Below are 17,412 nucleotides of genomic sequence, written 5' to 3'. Positions count from 1 at the left end.
AATTCTTTTGAGCAATTTACATGATTTATTTAAACCTAGGATAGTTTTTGTAGGTACATAAATGATTTGTTGAAGCACTATTCTTCTAAGAGGAACTCTATTGGCCAACACCAAACACCACTTATTCATCTTACCTTTGAGATAGAAAGAGTTCATTTATCGGGATCTTGTTTCTTCAACACAAAATTACTCATTGTTCTAATTGAGAATTATTTGTTGAACAACCTATTAGTTCTTACTGCAAAAGATATCAATAGATTTAATCAGTCAAGCTAAGCACGCCAGCCTCAATTATTTCACTTAGTGTTTTATGCTTCAGAACTTCGCCTAATGATTTGTGAAAGTCGTTGTCAAGATGCGCAACTACTACATTGATATTACTTCTGCCAGTTGGCAGAGTGCGAAGTTTTTCAAATACCGAGCAAGATGTTACGGAACAATTAGACCTCAAGATTTCATCTATTTCAAATTGTAATGAATCAAATTGACTTTTAGCAGGATAACATTCCCTTAATTCGTAATCATTAAACTTCGATGGTTGAAGATTGTGAAGAGGATCAAGCAAAATGATCTGGAATATATTGCTTTCATCCCAAAAACCAACAATCCTACCCGTTCCCTTTGAAATATGGAACTGACAAAAAGGGTATTCCAACTCATTATTTAGGTAATCAGACAATACCCACTTAAATTCCTCTCTTTGAAGTGGAATATTTTTTTGGCTCCAATTGATTTCGTGATAGCGATATCCTTCCTCAAGAACTTGAGTCATGCCCGTATATTCCATTTTAGAAGTATCTCTTAACCTATCAAGAAGTGCAACAAACCAAGGTACATCGACATTACTCAAACCAAACAAATCTATTTGAGTGTAATACTTAAAACCAAATGTCCAGAATACTTTTTTTACAGAGGAAGTGTCTTTAGGCTGTAGCCTATCATGACTCGATTTAGCCTTATTATCCTTTGGTACTAGGCGCTTTTTAGAGACTTCATCAATAGGTTTTCTGTTCTTTCCCATAAGGAGTACTATAAACGAGCTTTATAATATCTTGTAATAGTACTTTCATCCAACTCAACTTCACATCTTTGAAAAGGTTCATAACCTTTTCGTGCATCAATCCAAGGAGTTTCAGCATGGGTCTTAGCCTCAAGTTCTGTATCTGAATAACCAGCGTATACTTCTAAAACACTATCAATATGCTCTTTTGAATCCCCATCAAGTGTTTTAACAATCTCAGGCTCCATAAGATCCGATGTATTGATCGTTGTATACATGTATTTACTGTCTTTAAACCTGTTGTAGATGGCTCTATTTACTGGTCCATGAACCCAAGCTTGAAATTTGCCATTAAAAAATGGTTCACCATAAAATGCCAAATGCCACGATTGGACATAATAAAGTAGCTTCTGAAGCTTGAGGTGATTCAATTGACTTTCACCCTCGACTTTCAATCTAAAAATAATATAATCACAGGCTTGGTTAATTTGTATCATAGGAGCTTATATGTTTTGAGAGGAAATACTAAAAAAAATAGGATTACAAATGTAAAGTATATTTTGTATTAAACTAACAATTTATATCATAACTGTTACAAAGACTTTATTAAATTTATTATACAACGATTATTGACGGTCACAAGTTTTTGAAAGACCTTTTTTATTACTGCTAATCGGCAGCAACACAACCCCACCCAAATAAGCTTCATCAGCTTTGAATCTTATCCATTTGATGAAACAAGTCTTAGATCTTGTGAATTTGTTTGTTGTTATCAATTTACCTTGACGTCCATGCCCAAATATCAACAAAACGGAAAATCAAATTACAGCATTTGTAGAAAGAATAAAGAACACTCCTAATAAATATTTAATCCTTTCTTCAAGTATTGAGGATTTAAAAGATGACAAAAAGGATGAAGTAACGAATTTGAACGAGGTCTCCAACCTTTATTACGAAATTAAAGAGTTAGAGAGTGATCTTCTTAGTGACTTATTCCCGAACACCTCTGTTTACCACGACTTTGGAACCGAGGTCGATGAATAATATCGGGAAGAGAAAATAGATTAACCCCTTGATACAAAAACGCCTGGGTTTGTGCATAACCGCTGGCAAAGCGTTGTGGCTTCGACGGAAGAAAGAACGCTGTTTTTTATGGCATAAAAAAACTCTTGTTTGATCAAATATGGCTCGATTTGAACAAACAAGAGTTTTTTTACCCCCTACCTTAACCTAAAATTCATTTCATTGGAATCAGACACTTAAATTTTTAATAGTTTTGATGAGGGATGCCATGTCATTAATCAGAAAGTATTCTATACAATTCCAGGTTCAGATAGCAAGTCCCCCTTTCCAATTAAAGAAGTCTACACTATTACTTAACTTTGTATAAAGATAAATTCAATGACGCTAAATATTACTTGGGAAGATTTTACTTCAAAAATAGAGAAATCATTAATTCAACACGAGGACTTGGAAAAACAGTTTCCAGTTGTAAAAAACGAAACTGATTTAAACGTTTTATTGGATAAAACGAAAGAGTGGGCAACTGGTGTTAAAGAAATTATTGAAAATTCGTTTATACCTGCAAACCAGATTGAGGGGAGAGAATTCTTTCATAGTGGCCATCAACGTTTCAATATTCCAAATGCCAAGAAGCTTTTTGATCAACTAAAAAAAGAGGCACTTGAAGATTTTAAGACAAAAAATAATTTCTTATCTAATTTGATTAGAATCTACAGTATCGCCGATGCAATTGTGCGCCCTGACAAAATTGATCTGGTTAAACGGGCAAAATTAGATACCCACGAAAGGTTGGAACTTATACTTGAAAAGCTTTATGAACTAAGGGATGGCCGATATTACGATGTCGCATTTATATTAGAGTCTAATGGAATAGCTATTCAATATGGTGAAGAAAGGGAATATGTGAAAATGCTTGAAGATAATGGGCTGGTTAATGCAATGCATATCCGGCGTGTCTCTGCGTCTATTACACTCAATGGAAGAATTTTTGTAGAGGAAAAGCGTAGAACTTACATTGAAGATTACAGCTCAATAGATGACAATGCAGCAGTGATTAATGCGAATATTGATGAAATTCTGGATAAGTTAACCAAGCTCGGCTATGGACAGGAAATTATTTTTAACGAAATAGAAGAACTAAAGGAGCTACACAAGACCTTAAACAAGAAAACATTTGGACAAGTGGTTAAAGGGAAGATAGTTGATTTAGCATTAGCAAAGCTGCTGGAAAATGATACCCTTGAATACATCTATGAAAAATTAACACACCACCATTTAAGGCTTCCTTAACAGATACGACACTTATTCTTAAAATATGCCAAGGACAGATAATTTCAATTTAGAGACCAAAAGAGTATTAGCAAAACGGGTTGGTTACCATTGTTCCTTTTTAGGATGTGGAAATCTAACCGCTGGACCGAGTGATGAAAATGATGAAGCGACAAGCGAAACGGGGATGGCTTGTCATATTACCGCAGCTTCGGGTGGTGGCTCAGCAAGACGATATGATCCTGATATGGAAAGTGCCGATCGAAAAAGTGCCGCGAATGGGATTTGGTGCTGTTATACTCATGGCAAGCTCATTGATACAGATGAAACTCGCTTTTCAATCAAAATGCTCAAGGACTGGAAACAAATTGCAGAAACAACAGCCAGAATTATGGTCGAGAAGGGTTGTAATTATGACGCAGCATCTAAACATTTTGCGTTCCGGGAGTTAATCGCTGAAACAATTAACGTTGGTAGTATGGATACCGATTCTCAAACAATCGGAGATCTATTAAAGGATTGCGGAGTAGAGTTATCCTGGGGTAAAGAAAATGCACATATATTAAGAGATTTGATAATAGAACTGACACGTAATGCTTTATCTCATGGCAAGGCGACAGAAGTAAAAATACTCATAGCTGATGATAATATAACTCTAATTGATAATGGTGCAAAGTTTAATCCGAAGCTAAGCCTAACACACGGTACTGGAGGTACCTGGGCTGCTGCCGCAATGCGAAAATTGGAAGGTGATAAAATTATTTGGGTTTATTATCATGAATTTGGGCAGAACATTTCAAGAATGACCTACATAGGTAAAAACTTTCACTTTGAAAATATTACCCCATGCAGCATTGAGGTAAACCGAACAGAGCTTTATAAAGGTGAATTCAAGATTAAAGTAACAGAAACTTGTGAAGATATTTACGTTATAATTCCCTTATACTTAGTTTACAGTGACATTGCATTGGTGGAGATGGCAGTGAAAGGCTTTGATACTAAGGGAAAAACTGTAACTCTAATTTGCAGACACGTTTCTTCTGGTGTGATTGAACAAGCCAAAATTTACTTACCGGAGTTTCGAATTATAGGAGTTGAATAATATAAAACAAAGAAATCTGCCAAAAAAGTATTTTAAAATAATTTTTATTTATACATGGATTTTGATTTCTTGAACTCTAAGGAATGCAATTTGATGAAGTTAAAAAATCAACCCAAAAGCTCAAATTGAATCATTTGAAGACCGATCATCGTCAAATCTACTCGCCCTTTTTCTCGCACCATGGCATAAAAAAGCCAGTAGTTATGTATAAATACTGGCTAAATAAGTGGTCCCGACTAGAATAGAACTCTTAACAAAGGGGTAGCATTTTCAAGTTGAGTGAGTCAAAGCAGAAAAAAAACCAACAAGAACCTCACAAACAACCAGTTAAAGACAAAAACACAATCCCTTTGGCTCCAGAACCATAAAAAAAACTCCAGAACCTAAAAAAAACGAAATCAACTATTTGATATACTGGAAATTATGAATAATTTTACAGTATAGCATTTGCAGTTATAAAAACAGAGATGGCGGTGAGTGATTCGGTGAGTCGACAATTACAAACCATCCAGACACCATAATAAAGCGGGATTTTAACCGTGGGTACAATTCCCCCACTCTCCGCCAAGGTATCAAAACCACACAAAAATGCTTTAAACTTATGTTTAAGGCATTTTTATTTTGTAGACCCTATCAAAATCACACAAAATTTCGCAATATCTTGTGTCCTATGAGGTGCCCTATTCTATCGCTCACCCGCAAGCCCTTTTAAGTTATTGATGATCCCAAAAGCACAAATCACTTTCAACAAACTGGAATTTATTTAATCCTCTCCCCTTTAACACCTCAAAACAGAGAAAGGGGTTTATACAGTCCAATTTTCAGAAAGGATTAAAAATGATATTTAGGATAGTTTTATATTCTTGTAAAGAATCAATAAATTACATCACAAATATTAAAAATGCACTACAGCTGTGCGTACTTATTAAGTACGGCTCTTTCACCCCCACCTATTATAAATGAACAATCTTTTAAAATATATTCACTCAATAACTGAATTTTCTGAGGAAAGTTGGGAATTGCTACAACCTGCGTTATCAAAAAAACAGTTTAAGAAGAATGATTTTTTACTACATGAAGGACAGATTTGCAATTCTTTATTTTATATTGACTTAGGCTACTGTAAGAGTTATTATGAAATTGACGGAGCAAAAAAAAACACAGCGTTCTTCTTTGAAAATGACATCGCAACAAACATCAACAGCTTTGGTAGCGGAGAAAAATCAGAATTTAACATCATCGCTTGCGAACCATTAACAGTCGTAATTTTTGACAAACAGAAATTATTTAAAGCTGCCAAACAAACAAATGAAATAGAAGCTTTAGGACGCAATTGCATACGTCTATTCGCATCGAAACAAGAAGAATTTTCAACCTTATTCAAACTTTATTCAGCTCAGGAACGTTTAAAGTACTTAGAAGTCAACCATCCTGACATCTTACAAAGAGTTTCACTTTCACAATTGGCATCATTTCTTGGCGTAGCAAGGGAAACATTAAGCAGGATACGAAAACGAAGAACTCTTGTATAATTTTGTGACGATCGTCACAGGATTAGATCATACATATTTTTGACCTTCGCAAAGAACACAAATAAATAAGCAAATGTTAAAAAACATGGAGACAAGCAAACAACTATTAAAAAAAATTGACGAAGAAACCAACGTACTGACATGGTTTGAAATTCCTGTATCCGACATTGAAAGGGCAAAAATTTTCTACGAAACCATTTTAGATATTGAAATGATTAAGAAAACAGATGGAAATGATGAAAGTGTTTTCTTTCCGTATAATCCAAATGTAATCCAAGCAACCTCAGGGAGGGTTACTGGTGTATTGTCGAAATCAGAAGGAAATAGCCCGTCATTACAAGGCACATTAATTTATATCAATGCAAGCCCAAGTATACAAACAGTTCTTGACAAAGTAGAGCAGGCAGGAGGAAAGATTATTGCACCTAAAATGCAAATTCCGCCAGGATTTATTGCCATAATTATGGACACCGAACGAAACAGAATTGGATTACACGCTGAAAAATAACTAAACATAAAAACGAGGCTATAAACACAATACATTAAAATGTGCTTTTAATTGCTTACTTACAATTATTTGCGTAAATTGTAGATGAACAAGGAATAGCGATTTTGTGTTGTTTTGATGGTGCCCCAATTAGGTGCCCTAAGAACAAAAAAGATATAAAATATAGGCTAAAGAGTATTTAGGATCGGTTTCGGTCGATCCCCCACTCTCCGCTAAGGTATCAAAACCTACTAAAAACCTGCAAATCGAAAGATTAGCAGGTTTTTTTTATTTACAAACCATATCAAAATCATGCAAAATCGGATCAATGCCAAAAGTTGTGGAGCAAGAGATAAAATTATAGCTTTGTCTATCTATATCCCATTTTATTTATGCCTTCTGCGAGCACCACTTTACTTCGTCTGTTTTTACCGGAATTTATCATAGAGAATTTTGAATTTACCAATGCCATTGAAGACCCTGACACTTTTCATATTCAGTTGGAAGAACTCAATCAACTGCCTACAGAATGGGGCTCGCTCAAGGTGCAGTCAAAAGGTTTTTTCCCGCAGATCGTGGTTCAGGATTTCCCCATTCGTGGACATAAGGTCTTCTATCATATCAAACGCCGGCGCTGGATCAATTTGGAAAGCGGCAAAGTGATCTACCGGGATTGGACTTTAGTTGAGAAAGGAACGCGAATGACAGGAGATTTCGCGGCTTTTTTAAAAGAAATCAATCGATACAGCCCCGAGTAGCGTTGATACGATCAGTTCATTTTATGGTGTAAAGGTCAAAAACCTGCTTCGTCAGTACCGTGATTACCTCAGCGACTTTAAAAGCTGGGATCAAAAAGCACATGCAAAACAATGGCTATTATACCCGGAGAATCTTGGTGAACAGCTCTCCATTGATGAAACCAGTCTGTCCCATGGTGAACTTTATACTATTATCACCAATAAAGCTGCTAAAGGTAAAAAAGGGGCTATCGTGGCTATTGTAGCGGGAACTAAAGCCGAAACGGTGATTTCTGTATTGCAACAAATTCCTGAACGGCTGAGAAAAAAGGTGACCGAGATTACCCTGGATATGGCAGGTAATATGGAACTAATCTGCAAACGTTGTTTTCCAGGAGCTATCAGAGTCACTGACCGTTTCCATGTGCAGAAACTGGCTACCGAAGCGCTACAGGAAATGCGGATTAAACATAGATGGGAAGCGATGGATATCGAAAATGAAGCCATTGAGCAATCAAAGAAAACAGGCCACCCTTTTCATCCGGAAGTACTCCATAACGGGGATACGGTCAAGCAATTACTCGCCAGGGGAAGATACGTATTGTATAAAAAGCCTGCCGATTGGACCCAAAGCCAAAAGGATCGTGCTGAGCTTCTATTTGAAAGATTTCCTGATCTTAAAACAGCATATGGGCTGAGTATGGGGCTTAGTCAGCTATTTGAAAACACAAAGAATAAGGTCTTTGCACTGGCCAAGCTGGCTAAATGGCACGAAAGAGTCAGGCAAACTGGCTTCAAGGCTTTCAACACCATTGCAAGATCGATACAGAATCATTATCAGACCATATTAAACTACTTTGATCGCAGATCTACAAACGCTTCTGCCGAATCTTTCAACGCCAAAATCAAAGCTTTTAGAGCTCAGTTTAGAGGCGTCAAAAATATTGAATTCTTCCTTTTCAGACTTACACAATTGTATGCTTAACAGCGAAATTCAAACCACTGCTCCACAACTTTTGGCATTGATCCGCAAAATCTTAGTTGTGGCTGTTTGATTATGCAAGTTCATTTTTTTGTCTTTCAAATTCTTTAATGTATTTGTCAATTTTCACCCGGTCTTTAGTTGAGAGCAAAAACGACTTTTTTTCGTCCTATAATCATTATCTCCCATACTAAATTATTGTCATCACCAACAATGTTACAAGAATTTGTTGCTTGAAACATTTTACATTTTGTCCTTGATAGTCTAATTGCTAACCTGTAACTCTCACTTTATTCTGCAAATCTCTTCTGCACGGGTACCTGTCTCTTCCTGCTTCAGCGCAAAGGCTATTTCAACCGCGTTATATTCATAAAATAGATAATCAACGTAATACCAATATATTGTTGAGAATTATAAATGATTTTGGTATTTTTATAAATAGAAAATTTTGAAACGAACAATAAACATGGAAGTGTTTTCTTAAACAATTTACATGAACCTGAAGATAATAAACTCTTGCTTGAAGTAAAAAACTCAACGACATCTGACTTTGAAGTTAACGTGCAAATAGGTGACAAATACCTATCTGGTTGCAAGGAAATCGCCATAGACGGAACTGGAACATTTTTTACAATCCTGTTTAATGACTATGCTTCAATACACTGTAATAAATGAAAGTTACGCTAATTCAAATCCCATTGGTGAATACGTTTCTGGCGATTATGGGACTTTTTGTATTTTCCAAAAGTCAAATTATATGGATTTCATCTTGAAGGAAACATTTGCAAACGATATCTATCCAACAGAATTAAAGCATTACGGACTTTTTGCGGCAAATCATGTAGTGCATATCATTTCTCTACACGAACCGAAAATTGAATTGAAGAATCATTAACTTATGCCTGGTTCACTTGTCAGTCGAATCTGCTGATGCCGAGGAAACAAAGTACAAAATCCTCTTTTAGAATCAACAAGTTAAGGTATTTAATCTTTGTCATCTAGTTACAGAAAAGGGTAAAATTCATGAAAGGTAAATCAAACTAAAGAAAAATGTGGGCGTTTAAAATTAAGCAGATCTTAATATTCATATCTATATTCTTGTTGCTATACGCTATTTTAATGTTAATATCTGCTCTTATCTTATTTAAGTATGGGGACTTAACTACTGGAGAAAAGGTATACGGTCAAATAGTGGGCTTAATTATTTATTTCCCATTAAACCCTTTGTGGAATAACGGCAAGTGGCCTATTGTGATATTCATACTTAATGGATCTTTTTGGGGTTTTATTTGCTACACGACAATTTTTGGCGTTAAGAAATTAAAGAGTAAGACATAATCCTACAACTAATTTATGAGTACATTAAAATCAAACTGAAATATTATTAACATCTCTAGGTATTCCTTTTTTTGAACATGTCCCTTTGATTGAAAAAGAGCAGGAATCTGAAATTAGATCACCGCAAGACATTGCTAAACGAATACTAATTCTGACCTATTTGTGTTATATATCCAACGTTGAGGAGGACAAATTTGAAATAATAGAATTTCTAAAAACATAAAATCTCTGGGGTAGCGTAACAGAAGCTGAGCAGAAACTATTTTTGAAGGATAAATTAACAGAAAAAGAAAGGATCAACTTATCGTGGCGCTCTGAAGGCATTTGGCTACTATTATTTACCATCAATAAGATTGAAAAATTAGAGCTTCCTCAACAAGAAATTGAAATGGACTCCATCTTTAACAAGATTCCTGATTTTATGACAGGAACGAAGGAGTTTATTCAATCAGCTATGATTAGACCAGCCTCTGAAATATTAGGTATATGGGATTTAACCTACAGAATACATTGGGCTTTAAGAAATGTAGAATTGAATAATCTTACTCCTTTAGATTTAGATCCCAGCATAGTACTCGAACGCCAGCATGCAATTAATTGGGTAACAAATTCATCTTTAAATTGGGATGTCATTACAACTGACGCCTAAGGACATAATCACACTACACACTGTTTATCAGATTATTGAACTGAAATTTTTGTCAATTTCATTGCGATTAACTTCAAGCAGCAAATGATTAAACTTAAAATACACCGATTTTAAAACTTCAATTTTACTAGCTATAATATCTAAGCCCCTATCATCATACATATGAAAGATAATTTGCTTATCAAGATTAATAAAATAAACTTCCTTACTACCTAAAAACCCATATTTATCGAGTCCAGGTTGCCTAGAAAAGTCTTTGTTTGCTATTGCTGTGAAGATACCAATATGGTTGATCCTATTTCTCAAAACTTTGATCAATGCGACGTTTCTAATATCTAAACTATTCTCTGATTCATATAACCCTCTTACTACATGATACTCAGTTTCATCTTCAGTCAGTCCCTCTATTTGTTTAAAACAGTAATTTGAGAATCTCAGTTTTCTTCTTTTCCACTTAAAATCAACCAGATAGAACATTACGCTGTCATTTTTACTAAAAGTTTCCTCGAATAGCTGCTGTGCTCTTAATACTGCTGCATGAAAATATTCTTCAGTGTCAGTCTCTCCACACTGCAAATCAAACCTCAAGCCATATCTAGAATTAAAAAATAATGGCGCTCTGATCTCTGATTTATTAAAATGAGCACTCATAAAGTCATTAACTTCTTTTTTTAGTGGTTGCATTAATTATAATTGATTATTTAAATTTGATAGAAGAGTTAAGTACAATGTTCAGCGTTCAATTGCTCCAATTTACTATTTTCAAAATAGGGCTGAAGAATCTGTGCAGTTTTATATTTAGAATACTTATGTGTAAATTACCATACTGACAAATACTACCAATAATATTATGTTCAGGATCTGTAAAATACACATAAGGCAATAAAGTATTACATCTGGTTAGCCAAGCCAAATGTCTAACAAAAGCAGGTATTTCTAACCCATCAACCCGTAAGGCACCATTAAATTTCTTGCCTACTTTGTTTTCCAATAAATAATCTAATGCTAGTTTTGCAGGTTTATAATCACTGTCTCGATAAAGCCATGGGATGCTGTCATCGCCAAGGAATATTAGATTATTACAACCGGTCTTTTTGACAATCTTTGAAATTTCAACGCCCAACATTGTGATACGTCCTCTAAAAGTATTGCGGGCAACAGTTAATATTTCATAAGAGTAGGCTTCAGGGTAGAAATAAATGTCATTGTCTTTGTCAGCATCATAGACCTTTGTAGGAAGCTTCGGATACATCTTTAAACAGTCTTGTCTTGAAATTTTGACGAGCATAATAATAATAATAGCGATAGAAAAAGTAGTTTGGCGATAGTTTTATTCTTTTCGAAGAGCCCAATTAAAATAATTTTCGCCACATAATTGTATTAATATTAAAACAAAATCTTGTTGCAATATAGATACAATTGCAATAATAAGGAGTAGGTACATTATTAGATCAAATAACTTGCATAAGATGCATAATTTGTGTAAATTCCAGTATACAAGGATTTATTGTTACATTAGAATTGTGACTAAAAATTATGCTTTAAGTTTAAGGAGCAAAACTCTGCACTATAGGATTGGAATGATGATTTTTACTTCATTCTTTTTAGCATGTTTCTGATTTATCTAATAAATCTGTTGATGACCATAGTTATAATATCAAAAAGGTAGAGGATAGTCAAAATTTATACATAGAGACCGAAAAATTCTCCGGTATTATATTTTCTGCTAACAATAAAAAATACAATGGAGAATAAAGAAGATTCACCCCTACTATAGACGAAATATTCAATGCGGAAAAGATTTTTGAAAAATGCTTAGCAATAGGTAAAAAAGATTCAAATGGAATCGTAGTAGATAAAAAAATGATCAAATCACCTCTGAATTATTAGAGACAGTATATTGGCTTTTACAATAAAAAAGGTGAAAAGGTTATATATTTTAATTGTTTTACAAAAAGTTCTACAGGCAATGATATTACTTGGAAAAAGGAAGAACTTATGGTAAAGGACGGTGGTAATAATTATTTCAGCATACTGATAAATTTACAGATCAGGGATTGTTCTCTCTTTATGGTTCATGGCAGTGCGTAAGCTGTATATTCAGGGGAAAGTTTACAACCGTTTCGCTTCTCGAACCATTTCCTATCTGCTTTGCATTTAATCAATGATTTGTCAGCCGACTTGAATCCTTAATCATTAATAGCTATTATAATCCAAACAAAGTAAATGTTGACTGGAAGGCTTGCGGGCATAATAAGCTCGAACCATCAATGACTCGCTAATTTCAGCGATCATGGTTAACATCCTGTAATGAAGAGTCATTAGATTTCCCTTAATAGAACTAATGAAGTTTTTAGATCAACTTACTTTAGAACGCGACAATTCTTCAATAGACGTATCAAATCTAGCAGAACGCATATTATTCATAGCCTCATTCAACATAGCTTTACCAAATAACAACTGCCCCTGATATTCAGCAAGATTTAACTGCTCATGAGCTAACTGTTTTCTTATTACTGTCATAGTCACTCCCTCCATATCGGGATCATGAATTGCCCCATTCCTGGCTGAAGCATTTGCTAATCTGAACATCAGCATCGCGTAAACTATACGACAGATTTGACGCATGACAAAGAACCTTGCCCTGTTATACTCCTTTAAATCATCCCCAAAATAGGTCTCCAACATAATATGTTCTTCCTGATCTGCCGCTGTAAAGAAGTTTGCTGTGATAGCGAGGTCAGCATAACGGTCATTTTTAAAAGCAGCCTCCCAGTCAATAATCCATATTTTCTCTCCATCAAAGATCATATTATTTGGATTAAGATCATTATGACTCGAAACCTTATCGCTATCATGCCAGGGATAACATGCTTTAATCACCTCATAGTAAGCAAAGCATGAATCAAAAGTAGAACCTGTTAACATTTGTGATGCTTTGAACTCAGTAACAAGTCCATCAACGGTATCCAGTAAACTGCTTTCCTTCGAAAAAAGTGGCAGTTCATGGATACTTCGGATAGTTTTTGTAAGCTCCATTAATAAGATGTTGGGAGATTTGAAAGCAGTATGCAATGGAATATGCTGAATATAGCCTGTAATCGTTATACCTGTAGTTTTATTTATATAATAAACTGGAGGAGCAACGCCAGCGTTGGCAGCCAATTCCATACAAGAATGGTCATGGATAGCCTCAGCCAGGTCAGCTAATTTCAAAACATAATGCTGATCCTTAACAACAATTTTATACACTTTGGCAGCGGATAGCCCATCAGTCAATAAAATTATTTCTTGTAATGCTGTCGTATTAAAAGTCTGTATCAATGCGTTTTCAACTGCGGCTGATCTTGACGCTGGTATAAGGGAATGTATAGTTTTCATTTGATAAACTAATTAGGCAATCTTGCCACCAAGACTGGATAACAAATCTGCTAAAAGGTTGAAGTCTTTTGGTTTTAAAGCTGGAACAATTTCACTGGCTAGTGTACTGGCTGTCTTTTCAGCGTCTTCAAACAACTGCTTTCCAGCTGAGGTGAGTACGACATAACTCACTCTAGCATCGCGTTCATTTGCTTCCCGGGTTACCAGCCCTATTTTCTCCATCGGTAACAACATTCGAGTTATGCCAGAAGCTGTGAGGCCAATTTGGTCTGCGAGATCTATCCTTCTCATTTTTCCATCTGTAGACTGACGCAAGACATAAAGGATCATAAGGTCATTAAAACCTATGCCGTGAACATTTAAGCGATCGAACCTGCGGGAAATCACAGCCTGTGCTTTCGCTAGGTTCATTAGTATTTTTAGAGCGGGATTTACAACAGACATATACTTGACTAATCAATGATTATGCAATAATAATACTATTTTATTAAATAGGAGCAAAGAATATTTATTTCAAGCTGATTACTCCTTATTTCCAATTACTTATTAATCAACATTAAAAAAAGAGGTATATTAAGCCTTCCAATCATACACCTCTCAAATCTTATATCAAGCGCTCTTTTAATGAAAAATCTAATCCTTACCATTCTATTCCAAGTGATTTGTCTCTATGCAAAATCACAAACAATTGATTTGCCGACATTATTTAAGAAAGTTGATTTTGCTACCCGACAAATAACAAGTGGTCAATTCAAACTAAATGACAATTATACAAAAGTGTCGGTGGGAGAAGATAGTAGTCAGAGATTCAAATCCTACGATTATTATTTTAAGTCAAATCCTTTAGATACTATAATTGGCTATAAGATCTCATCGTTAGGCAGTTCAGGCCTTCAGCAGCTTTATAACGGCAGCGAATTACTAGTATTAACATCCTGGGATAAGATGCTCGAAATAGCCCCGGTAGTGAAGAATCCACAGAAAATTAAAGATTTAAAACAAGGCACTCTAACTGTTCCACTTATTAAATCAATCAATTCTACTTTTCAGCGTGCTGTTCAATATCAAAATCTAGGGAAATGGACTTTATCCCAAAATAAGGTCAGCTATAAAGGGCAATCTTGCTATAAGATAAGCACCCCACCATATATTGGTCAAAACAACAGGTCTTTTGCAAACTATTATATCTCTGTCAATAGTTTTATACCTATTGGCCAGGAGAATATTATTGAGAATACTATCGCTAGCGCAAAAGAAATCCAGACTTTTGAAATTTGGATTTCGGACTTTAAACCTAATACAATTATTAAGGACAAACAATTCAATAAGGAATCCTTGTCAGGTTATGATAGGGAAATCACAATTGATGAGACTGTTAAACTTAAAAACGATGAACTCCTCAAAAAGGGTAATATATCACCTGATTGGGAATTGCCACTGTTAAGCGGCGGAACCTTAAAACTAAGCGATCTTAAAAACAAAATTGTAATCCTCGACTTCTGGTATAAAGCCTGTGCACCTTGCCAAAAGCAGATGATAGACTTACAAAAACTCCATGATAAATTTGACAAGAATAAAGTGGTTTTTGTCAGTGTAAATACAAAGGATGATCCTATTAAGGATAAGCTAGCCTTATTTCTGAAGAATAGAGCCTTAACCATGACCTGCGTTTATAAAGGAAACCTGATAGAAAAACTATACCATGTATATGCTTCTCCAGCATTATTTATAATAAATCAAAACGGAGAAATTGCATTTACACTGGATGGATATTCAGATACTTTGATTAAAGATGTAAATAACGAAATTGAAAGGCTTTTATAAGTTAGCGATTACCTTGTTTTGCGCACACACCATGTAGTCATACTTCTCAGGCTCTGGACATTAGTGGTTTTTATGGGTTCATGAAGTTCTCCGCCAAGATTTTTGGTGAGTCTGAGCAACATCTCCTGATTGACTAGAAAGCGTTCTGATCCATCTGGAAGTATGTACCTGCCGTTCCCGATAAACCTGACTAACGACTCTATTCCTATATCTGACGCTAGCCGGCAGAAAAAATAACCTCCTGGCTTTAAAACGCGCCACATGGAATTCAGCATGGCTTCAAAGTGATTGAGGTTTTCAGCAAAGTGGAGTACGGCACTGCTAATCACCAGGTCGAAGCTTTCTGGTTCAAAGGATAGCTGTTCAACTGCTGTCACTTTGAAGTTTTCTTCTGGATTAATCTGAGGAAATTGACTGGCAAGATTCCTGAGTTGCAAGATAGCTTCCGGATTTTGATCTACACCGAAAACCTTTGCACCACTATTTAAAAAGTAAAGCAAATTCCTGCCTGTTCCACAACCGGCATCCAAAATGACATTACACTCATCATAGGTCCCTTTAGCCAATTGGTCGAATAAATAAATATCAATATTTCCGAAGGCTTCCTTAATATATTTGCTTTTCATCTCTGTGGTAAAGATATACACAAGGAATCAAAGTTGGAAATGAAGGGTACGCTGTTTAGATACCAATTAACAACTTGCATGTTTCGAGCATGCTGTTTGGTTTTTAAGGTAAAAAACGTCAGTTACCTAGTACACCTTTAATTCTGTTTCACCTTGTGAGATATAGAATAAATACTCCAGTTCTTTTTCTTTATCCTTATTCTTTTCAGATTTTGCCCAAAACGCATCTTTCCTACGCGGTTCTTTACTGGTTATTTTTTTAACAAGTTTAGCCAGCTTTCCATCTGCAAAAAATGCGATTTCATAATGATCAATCGGCTGTATATCCCAATGGTTTTTTAAAGCTTTAACAACTTGAAGCCATTCTTCCTGCAAATCTTTCTTTTGCTTGTAGTGGGTGACATAATATGTTTTTAGCCTATCAAATAATATTTTAGCAAAATAGTCAGCATCTTCATCATCATACCTTGTTACGATTTCAGCATATTTTTTCAGAAGTTTTTCTTCCAATAATTTAGGGTCCATTTTCCGTAAATCCTGGGCACTTTGAAATGGTGGCTGGATATGGTAAGGTACCTCAAGGTTTACCTCAAAACTACCTTCATAATAGGTTTTTCCTGCAGCTACAAAACGTTTATCCTTATAACGAGTTGCAGATTCCATATTTACTGATTCCCCTTCAACATGTTTCTTTTCGACAGTGTCTACTTCAATTTTAGGAACCTTGTATTCCATATATTCAATGTTACTTGCTTTTTCATTTTTCAAATCATAAGAATTAACATCAAATTCTAAGTCAGTTTCATTAATGAACGCTTTGTAAAAGGTACCATCTTCTTCATATTTGCCTAGCGGATACATTTTGTAGGTAATCACTTGTTTACCACTTTTAAATAGGCCTTCATTAATTTCTACCCCGGTACTCCCCATATCATCGCCAAAGTTTTTAGGAATTTTAATTCCATTCACAAAAACATCAAAACGGCACCAGCTATTACTATAACCAAGGCCATAAATTTTCTCAGATGGGTAACTTTTAAGCGCTTTAGTTATTTCTGCTACAATATTATCAGCGTTAATATCAGGGTTCTGATTTATTATTATTTCCTTTTTTTGAGAGCAAGCCAAAAAGCTTGTAATCATCACTATACATAAAATAGCATTTCTTATCATGTCTTGTTATTGAATAGTTGTATGTCAATTAAAATGTGTAGTCCCTGGATTTAGCTCTGGTTTCAGTGGCTAAAATACAATTTAAATTACCATACTGTAGATTCGACACCAACTGGATATTTGCTTGCCACAATTTATGCGCTTATTGATTGCTTTGATGACGATTATAGGGCGTTCAATCCTGAAAGAGTCTATAGAAGACAGCGTTAAAACAAAAGACCCTGGAAATCTTAAAATTTCCAGGGTCTTTTAATAATTCAACCAAAGCCAAATGAACCATCGATTCCAT

15 protein-coding genes and 1 pseudogene are annotated in these 17,412 nt (G+C 35.1%); 8 read left to right on the top strand and 8 right to left on the bottom strand.

The window, feature by feature from the left end; genetic code table 11:
- Positions 1–259: 259 nt before the first annotated feature.
- A complete protein-coding gene (locus AQ505_RS08790; RefSeq protein WP_062547832.1) occupies positions 260–1,021 on the bottom strand; it encodes a hypothetical protein in 762 nt (253 codons plus the stop codon).
- A gap of 8 nt (positions 1,022–1,029) precedes the next feature.
- Positions 1,030–1,497, bottom strand: coding sequence for a Panacea domain-containing protein (locus tag AQ505_RS08785; protein ID WP_062547831.1), 468 nt, complete (start codon positions 1,495–1,497; stop codon positions 1,030–1,032).
- Positions 1,498–2,401: 904 nt separating this feature from the next.
- Here AQ505_RS08785 and AQ505_RS08780 point away from each other — a divergent pair.
- The 7 genes and pseudogenes from AQ505_RS08780 to AQ505_RS08740 all read left to right on the top strand — a co-directional run bounded on the left by AQ505_RS08780 (position 2,402) and on the right by AQ505_RS08740 (position 10,119).
- On the top strand, positions 2,402–3,313 hold the full coding sequence (locus AQ505_RS08780; protein ID WP_062547830.1) for a hypothetical protein: 912 nt from the start codon (positions 2,402–2,404) through the stop codon (positions 3,311–3,313).
- A 25-nt stretch (positions 3,314–3,338) separates the two neighbouring features.
- A complete protein-coding gene (locus AQ505_RS08775) occupies positions 3,339–4,394 on the top strand; it encodes a hypothetical protein (RefSeq protein ID WP_062547829.1) in 1,056 nt (351 codons plus the stop codon).
- 959 nt (positions 4,395–5,353) lie between these two features.
- A complete protein-coding gene (locus AQ505_RS08770) occupies positions 5,354–5,926 on the top strand; it encodes a Crp/Fnr family transcriptional regulator (protein ID WP_062547828.1) in 573 nt (190 codons plus the stop codon).
- 85 nt (positions 5,927–6,011) lie between these two features.
- Positions 6,012–6,434 (top strand): VOC family protein, encoded by a 423-nt coding sequence (locus AQ505_RS08765; protein WP_062550935.1) that lies wholly within the window; start codon positions 6,012–6,014, stop codon positions 6,432–6,434.
- Between the two features lie 371 nt (positions 6,435–6,805).
- A complete protein-coding gene (locus AQ505_RS08760; RefSeq protein WP_062546818.1) occupies positions 6,806–7,171 on the top strand; it encodes an ISAon1 family transposase N-terminal region protein in 366 nt (121 codons plus the stop codon).
- Positions 7,152–8,135 (top strand): ISAon1 family transposase, encoded by a 984-nt coding sequence (locus AQ505_RS08755; protein ID WP_062546817.1) that lies wholly within the window; start codon positions 7,152–7,154, stop codon positions 8,133–8,135. The genes AQ505_RS08760 and AQ505_RS08755 overlap by 20 nt, the downstream gene beginning before the upstream one ends.
- A 1,420-nt stretch (positions 8,136–9,555) precedes the next feature.
- Positions 9,556–10,119, top strand: a pseudogene (locus AQ505_RS08740) (DUF4272 domain-containing protein).
- A gap of 27 nt (positions 10,120–10,146) precedes the next feature.
- On the opposite strand, the gene AQ505_RS08735 reads toward AQ505_RS08740, so the two are convergent.
- From AQ505_RS08735 to AQ505_RS08720, 4 genes are all read right to left on the bottom strand, one after another.
- The gene (locus tag AQ505_RS08735) at positions 10,147–10,803 is read right to left on the bottom strand and encodes a DUF3885 domain-containing protein (RefSeq protein WP_062547824.1); all 657 of its coding nucleotides are present in this window, start codon (positions 10,801–10,803) and stop codon (positions 10,147–10,149) included.
- Between the two features lie 55 nt (positions 10,804–10,858).
- Complete coding sequence (locus AQ505_RS08730) at positions 10,859–11,371, bottom strand: hypothetical protein (RefSeq protein ID WP_062547823.1); 513 nt, start codon at positions 11,369–11,371, stop codon at positions 10,859–10,861.
- A 1,106-nt stretch (positions 11,372–12,477) separates the two neighbouring features.
- On the bottom strand, positions 12,478–13,500 hold the full coding sequence (locus tag AQ505_RS08725) for a phosphotransferase (protein ID WP_062547822.1): 1,023 nt from the start codon (positions 13,498–13,500) through the stop codon (positions 12,478–12,480).
- 12 nt (positions 13,501–13,512) lie between these two features.
- Positions 13,513–13,911, bottom strand: a complete 399-nt coding sequence (locus AQ505_RS08720; RefSeq protein ID WP_082461778.1) for a MarR family winged helix-turn-helix transcriptional regulator — start codon at positions 13,909–13,911, stop codon at positions 13,513–13,515.
- 213 nt (positions 13,912–14,124) lie between these two features.
- On the opposite strand from AQ505_RS08720, the gene AQ505_RS08715 reads away from it, so the two are divergent.
- Positions 14,125–15,324 carry a peroxiredoxin family protein gene (locus AQ505_RS08715; protein ID WP_062547820.1) on the top strand — a complete coding sequence of 400 codons (1,200 nt, stop codon included), beginning with the start codon at positions 14,125–14,127 and terminating at the stop codon, positions 15,322–15,324.
- An 8-nt stretch (positions 15,325–15,332) separates the two neighbouring features.
- Here AQ505_RS08715 and AQ505_RS08710 read toward each other — a convergent pair whose 3' ends face one another.
- Both AQ505_RS08710 and AQ505_RS08705 read right to left on the bottom strand, forming a co-directional pair.
- Positions 15,333–15,950, bottom strand: coding sequence for a class I SAM-dependent methyltransferase (locus AQ505_RS08710; protein ID WP_062547819.1), 618 nt, complete (start codon positions 15,948–15,950; stop codon positions 15,333–15,335).
- Between the two features lie 126 nt (positions 15,951–16,076).
- Positions 16,077–17,123, bottom strand: a complete 1,047-nt coding sequence (locus AQ505_RS08705) for a hypothetical protein (RefSeq protein WP_157262265.1) — start codon at positions 17,121–17,123, stop codon at positions 16,077–16,079.
- Between the last annotated feature and the right edge of the window lie 289 nt (positions 17,124–17,412).

Source organism: Pedobacter sp. PACM 27299, from assembly GCF_001412655.1.
Lineage (GTDB): Bacteria > Bacteroidota > Bacteroidia > Sphingobacteriales > Sphingobacteriaceae > Pedobacter.
The sequence above is the reverse complement of the archived record's forward strand: the minus strand, read 5'-3'. Positions and strand labels throughout refer to the sequence as shown.